Source organism: Bacteroidia bacterium (genome assembly GCA_025056095.1).
Taxonomy (GTDB): Bacteria; Bacteroidota; Bacteroidia; order JANWVE01; family JANWVE01; genus JANWVE01.
The window spans coordinates 1-6,585 of sequence record JANWVW010000158.1; the positions used below are offsets into that span (position 1 = coordinate 1).

Here is a 6,585-nt window from a genome sequence, read left to right on the forward strand (position 1 = left end):
GTAGCCCGTAGCACGCCGACCTTGTGGGCATGAGCGCAGCGAAACGCCCACAAGGGCACGCCCAAAAAAATAAAACTTAATCTCTACAATAATTCAACAAAACAAAAATGAACTTAATAAATCGGCTTAATTCTGCGAAAAATTGAGTATTTTTGCAACGTTGTGCCAAAGCTAGCGCATGAAGACGTTCTGTTTCTGCTGCTTCAAATTAGTGTACTGTTAATCACTGCTCGTATTTTCGGAGAAGCAGCACGTAGGTTTCGGCAACCTACTGTTATTGGTGAGCTATTCGCAGGTATTTTTATAGGACCTACCTTAATAGGAGGTTTATTTCCCGATTTTATTCAATGGCTGTTCAAAACACATAAAAATGCTTACATTGCTTACGATGGATTAGCTTCCGTAAGCATGGTGTTTTTAATGTTTGTAGCAGGCATGGAAGTAGAATTTGAAAATATTATCCGTAGAGGAAAAGTTTCAGTAATTATCACAGCCACGGGCACTCTTATACCTTTTATTTTAGGTTTTGGGGTAGGTTGGCAGGTCTATCCGTATTTAGAGGTTACCACAGAGAGAGTATTATTTGCTATGTTTGCAGGCACTGCTTTATCTATTTCTGCTTTACCTGTTATTGCTAAAATTTTATTAGACCTATCCTTGATTAAAACTGACTTAGGAAGTATTGTCATTGCATCGGCTACTTTATCTGATATTATCGGTTGGCTGTTACTTTCAGTGATTTTAAGCAACATAGGCACCGCCCACCACGGGTACAGTATAGCTTTTACTTTGTTAATGACAATCGCTTTTACTCTAATTACTTTGACAATAGGGCGCTGGACTATCAATAAGCTGCTCCCTTTATTTAAGCAAAATTTTGCAGGACAAGGTGGAGTGATCACTTTTGCTTTATGCACTTGTTTTACGGCAGCAGCTTTTACAGAATATATTGGCATTCATGCTTTGTTCGGCGCTTTTATTGTAGGAATTGCTTTCGGCGACTCTTTCTTTTTCAGTGAAAAGTCAAGAGAAATAATCTATCAGTTTGTAACAAACATTTTTGCACCTTTGTTTTTTGCTTCTGTTGGTCTACGGGTCAATTTTATCACAAACTTTGACATTGTAATTGTTGTAGCTACTTTGGCTGTGGCATTTTTAGCTAAATTTTCAGGTTCTTTTGTGGGAGGATACATTTCGGGATTACAAAGTTACCAAGCGCTTGCCGTTGGCGCGGGCTTGAACGCAAGAGGGGCTATGGAAATTATTTTAGGCTTAATTGCACTTGAATACAAAATTATTAACGAAAAAATATTTGTGGGCTTGGTAATTATGGCATTAGTTACCAGTATGACCAGCGGAGGTTTAATGAAATATTTTCTTAAAAAGCAGCAAAACAAAGAGAGAAACCTGCTCAAGCAGAACAAAGTTACCGATAAAATGCCGTTCAATGTTTGAAAACACATTCAGTTCTTTGAGCGTTTTATCCACAATACAAATACTAAACTTTCTAGCGGAAAACGATAACGCGTATCAGCATAGGGTAGTAAAGAAAGCAAAAACATGCTCAATAGACTTAAAAATACAATTTTTTGCATCATATCTAGACGCTTGAAGTGGATAGCTGCATAAACAAATATCCCGACACAAAACAAGGAAAAAATAGCCTGCACGGCTGCTAAACTTGCTGCTATTAGCTTGTTGTGAAGGATATTCAGCCAAGACCTATATCCCATACCTTTGTACAACTCCTTTGCACAATCCAATTGAAATAAAATATAATCGTTCCAATGGGAAAAAATGTAATGGTATGCAGCTTTATGCGCTTGTTGGGTATAAAGTTCAGTTTCTTGCCTATGAACCTGCGAGTAATAACTCTTAAACTCAAAAATCTTTTGAGTAATCAAATAAGCTTCTGCTTGTGTTACGAGATTATCATCAGTATAGGGCAATTTTTTTTGATAACACAAAAGTCCACCTAACCTACCATGAATCAAAGTATTATCCGCTAATGTGGATATTTTCCACTGCTTTGAGATAGTATAGTTTCGATACATCCACGTTAGAATGCTGCATAGAGCTAAAACTATCCCTGCAAACAATAAAAAGCCTGACTTCAAACTAACTTTTTGGTGATAAACATACAGAACCCCTACAATCCCCATAAAAAACAACAGAAAAACACTGTTAGGTCTTGTAAAAACACTTGCGGTTATGAAAATAGCCGCAGGTATCCACTTTTGTTTTTGGATATAAAAAATTCCAAGTATTATTAAAAATACAAAAAAGCACTCTGTTAGTATAAGACTTGAAAACAAAATGCTTGTAGGCATAATCCAATATGCTAAACCTACCGCAATGGCATATTGACCAATATATTTTTGAGTAATGTAATATATAAGTACAGCAGTTGAGGTTTGTGCTAAAAATTGTACAATCAAAATTAAGTAAGAGTTTGTACCAAGAACAAACAGCATAAGCGGATACAACGGCATACGTTGTAAATCTGGAACATATACCTCTGCTGTACATTGTGAGTAGTGGTCAGGTAAATTATAGGCAATTTGAAGGTATTGAAAACTATCATCCCACGTGTATTCTCTGCAAATAAAAAGATGAAACAATAAAAAGCATCGTAAAATAAATACGATGCTTATGCTTGCATAAATAGAATAGCGATATTTAGTTAGCTCCAGAGTATACAAAGTACAATATAAACGCAATAAAAGCTATACCTCCCAATATACCTGCAATCAGTACGCCCATATTAAGAAAATATGCTGCTAGCGCCGCCAAAGCAGCTATAATCATAATTACCAAAAAAATTGGGGCCGGATTTTTACGTCTTTTTTCAACTTTCCATAACTTGTGTTTTTGTTCAACCTTTACAGTTTGATTTTCAGCTTTGGGATAAGCCACTACAGATTGATGAGCAGCATACACATTTCCAATAGATGAAAGTAGTGCGACTAAAAAGCACAGCACTAATAGATATCTTATTTCCATATGCTTAAATTCTCTTTTTGCAAATTAAACAAAAATTCAAAGACACTTTACAAATTTCAAGTACTATTCTATTTGATTTTTTACCTTTGTAGTCAAAAATAAATAAAGTATTTGCAAATTAGAAAGTATAATTCGGCTAAAAGCTTGAAAATGGAATTGAAAGTCAATGAAATATTTTACACTTTACAAGGCGAAGGGGCAAGAGTAGGTTGCCCTTCTATATTCATTCGTTTGAGCCATTGTGATAAAACCTGTCCCTTTTGCGATACAGAATTTGAAAGTGGAAAAATTTTAACTGTTGGACAAATCTATGAAAACATTCAAAATTATCCTTGCCAGTGGATTGTATGGACAGGGGGAGAACCCACCTTGCAGCTTACCTCACAAATTGTACAATTTTTCAAAGATAAAGGCTATAAACAAGCCATTGAAACTCACGGAGGGAATAAAGTTCCCGCAGGCATAGACTATATTGCAGTTAGTCCCAAAGTGGCAGAGCACGTATTAGCTCAAAATTTTCCTGATGGCGTGCAAGAACTTCGGTATATTCGGCATGTAGGGCAAGCTATTCCGCAACCTAAAATTAAAGCTGAACATTATTTTATTTCACCTGAATTCAACGGCGATGTCCCTGTATATGAAAACATTGCTTATTGTATAGAGTTAGTAAAACAGCATCCCCAATGGCGATTATCTGTTCAGATGCATAAGTTTCTTAAAATCCGTTAATTTTATCCTATGAAAATTAAAAAGCAAGATATTTTTTCGCAAGTCCATATTCACCAAATGACAAATGAAGGTACGGGTTTAGTGCATATCCACCAAGTACCTGTTTTTGTCAAAGGTAATGTTGCCCCTGATGATGTAGTAGATATTCGCATCACCAGAGTAAGAAAAAACGCTTGCGAAGCCACTGTACAAAAAGTTCATCAATATTCCGTAGCCCATACTTCCCCCAAGTGTATTCATTTTGGAATATGTGGCGGTTGTAAATGGCAGCATATCCACTATGCTACTCAATTAGAGCAAAAACAGAAATTTGTAGTCCATGCTTTTGAAAAGGCTATACCCCATTTCAAATTCAATTTTTTACCTATCATTCCTGCACCACAGCCCTACTACTATCGCAACAAAATGGAATTTACATTCAGTACAGAAAAATGGCTGACCTTAACTGAAATACAAGATAAAACTACCTCAATCCAAGATAAAAATGCCTTAGGTTTGCATGTCCCACAACGATTTGATAAAGTATTAGACCTTCAAGAGTGCCACCTTTTAGATGAAAGAACTTCGCATATTTTACGTGTAGTAAAAGCATACGCTTTACAAACTCAAAAACCTTTCTATGACCTTAAAAAAAATTCAGGATTTTGGCGAAATATCGTATTGAGAAAGTCTTATACCACCCCCGATTTTATGTTTATTCTTATTGTAGCAGAACAGGATATTGATGCTATCAACAAAGCTTTGCACTATTTTCAAAACGAACTTGACTTTATTACTTCCTGGATTTATATCATCAACCCGAAATTAAATGATTACTATCAAGACCTAACGTATCATGTTTTTGCAGGAAAAGGATACATCACAGAGTATTTTGAAAATGTAGTCTTTCGTATTAGTCCACTTTCTTTCTTTCAAACCAATACTTTGCAAGCTCAAACTTTATATCAAAAAGTGCTTGAATTAGCAGATATTCAGCCCAATCAAATTGTATATGATTTGTACACAGGTACTGGCACAATAGCCAATTACGTTGCTAAAAAGGCAGCCAAAGTAATAGGAATTGAATTAGTAGACTCGGCTATACAAGATGGTATACAAAACGCTGTACTTAATCAAAATCAGAATATTCTTTTTTTTGCAGGCGACATGAAAAATATTCTTACCCCGTCTTTTATTGCTCAACATGGAAAACCCGATGTATTGATTACAGACCCTCCCCGCGCAGGTATGCATCCTGATGTTGTTCAAACAATTATCCAAGCAAAACCTCACACTATTGTGTATGTAAGTTGTAACCCTGAAACCCAAGCAAAAGATATATCTATGCTTTTAGAACATTATCAAGTAGTGAGCTTACAGCCCGTAGATATGTTCCCTCAAACAGCGCATGTAGAATGTATAGCAAAGTTAGTCTTAAAAAATCCATAAAAACGAATTAAAATGGAACAAAAAAAGTGGTCTTTTCTCATTTCGCATATTTTTGAAATTGCAGAACCTATTTTTTACCAACTTAAACCTGCGGATATCTCTCTCCATTACTTTTTCAAACAAAAAAAGTATTTGGGCGCCACAGATAGGCGAATAATTAGCGAAACGATATACGAAGCCATACGAACGCTACCGCGCATAGAACTTCAACTCAAACAACAAAACTTAGGTCAAAATTTAACTGTGCCTGTTAGCTTATATGCGGCTTTATCTTGCAAACACAAGCCCGATAGCATACAAAATATAATCAGCAGCCTATTAAATTATCCCCAACACCTTTGGCGAAAGATAGACAAAGCAGTAGAAAAAGAATACGAGCCTACTTCGGAGATTGAAAAAATTGCTTATCAAACAGCTTTTCCTACTTGGTTTGTGCAGCAGTTACTACAAAGTTATTCCGTTGACGAAGTTATACAGATGCTTACTATACTCAATCAAAATGCAAAAGTCCACTTGCGTGTAAATACATATTTGGCTACACCTGATGCCGTTACAGATGCTTTACAAAAAGAAGGAATTACTGCTCAAAAAGGCAATTTATGCCCTGAAACTTTGATAGTAGAACATAGAAAACCTATTTTTACAACACAAACGTATAAAAAAGGTTGGATAGAGTTGCAAGATGAAGGTAGTCAAGTAGTAGCTTGGTTAGTCAATCCCAAGCCAGGTAAAACCGTATTGGATGCTTGTGCAGGGGGAGGTGGTAAAACATTACACATAGCCACTTTAATGAAAGGAAAAGGAACGGTATTTGCGTATGAAATAGACCCACAGCGATTTGGTAACATCAAGCAGCGAATTCGTAGAAGTCAATTACAAAATATTCGCTTGTTGGATACAGTTCAAAAATTTGAGGCTTTCAAACAAGCTTACACAGGTAAGGTAGATTATGTACTGATAGATGCACCTTGTTCAGCTTCAGGTACGTTGCGCCGCAACCCTGACTTAAAGCTTCGGCTAAGTCCCGAAGATATAGAACGTTTGCCCAATGTTCAGTTAGAAATTTTACAAACTTACCAAAGTTTTGTGCGAGTAGGCGGAAGATTGATATATGTAACTTGTTCTATTTTTGAGAAAGAAAATCAATCCGTAGTAGATAAATTTTTGCAGTTCAATACGAATTTTAGTCCTTTATCTGTAGAACAGGTAGTAGCAGAGATACAGTTACCTGTGGATATAAGCAGATTAAAACGATTGGTGCAAAATAAGATGTATTTACAGTTGTTGCCGCATGTTCATGATACGGATGGTTTTTTTATAGCTGTATTAGAACGAATAAGATAATTATTTTTTTTGGGCGTGCCCTTGTGGGCGTTTCGCTTGCGCTCATGCCCACAAGGTCGGCGTGCTACGGGCTACGCTAAC

General features: G+C 36.2%; 6 protein-coding genes. 4 read left to right on the top strand and 2 right to left on the bottom strand.

Annotation, left to right across the window (positions count from 1 at the left end):
- Positions 1-162: 162 nt before the first annotated feature.
- On the top strand, positions 163-1,455 hold the full coding sequence (locus NZ519_10585) for a cation:proton antiporter (protein MCS7029195.1): 1,293 nt from the start codon (positions 163-165) through the stop codon (positions 1,453-1,455).
- An 8-nt stretch (positions 1,456-1,463) separates the two neighbouring features.
- Here the strand turns inward: NZ519_10585 and NZ519_10590 are convergent, their stop codons facing one another.
- Positions 1,464-2,702 (bottom strand): hypothetical protein, encoded by a 1,239-nt coding sequence (locus tag NZ519_10590; GenBank protein MCS7029196.1) that lies wholly within the window; start codon positions 2,700-2,702, stop codon positions 1,464-1,466.
- Complete coding sequence (locus NZ519_10595) at positions 2,680-3,003, bottom strand: hypothetical protein (protein ID MCS7029197.1); 324 nt, start codon at positions 3,001-3,003, stop codon at positions 2,680-2,682. The genes NZ519_10590 and NZ519_10595 overlap by 23 nt, the downstream gene beginning before the upstream one ends.
- Before the next feature lie 150 nt (positions 3,004-3,153).
- On the opposite strand from NZ519_10595, the gene NZ519_10600 reads away from it, so the two are divergent.
- Genes NZ519_10600 through NZ519_10610 form a run of 3 tightly spaced genes read left to right on the top strand, consistent with a single transcriptional unit; the run spans position 3,154 to position 6,504 of the window.
- Positions 3,154-3,732, top strand: a complete 579-nt coding sequence (locus tag NZ519_10600) for a 7-carboxy-7-deazaguanine synthase QueE (GenBank protein MCS7029198.1) — start codon at positions 3,154-3,156, stop codon at positions 3,730-3,732.
- 9 nt (positions 3,733-3,741) lie between these two features.
- Positions 3,742-5,160, top strand: coding sequence for a 23S rRNA (uracil(1939)-C(5))-methyltransferase RlmD (gene rlmD / locus NZ519_10605; protein ID MCS7029199.1), 1,419 nt, complete (start codon positions 3,742-3,744; stop codon positions 5,158-5,160).
- A 12-nt stretch (positions 5,161-5,172) separates the two neighbouring features.
- Entirely contained in the window at positions 5,173-6,504 is a 1,332-nt protein-coding gene (locus tag NZ519_10610) for a class I SAM-dependent methyltransferase (GenBank protein MCS7029200.1), read from the top strand.
- The last annotated feature ends 81 nt before the right edge of the window (positions 6,505-6,585 follow it).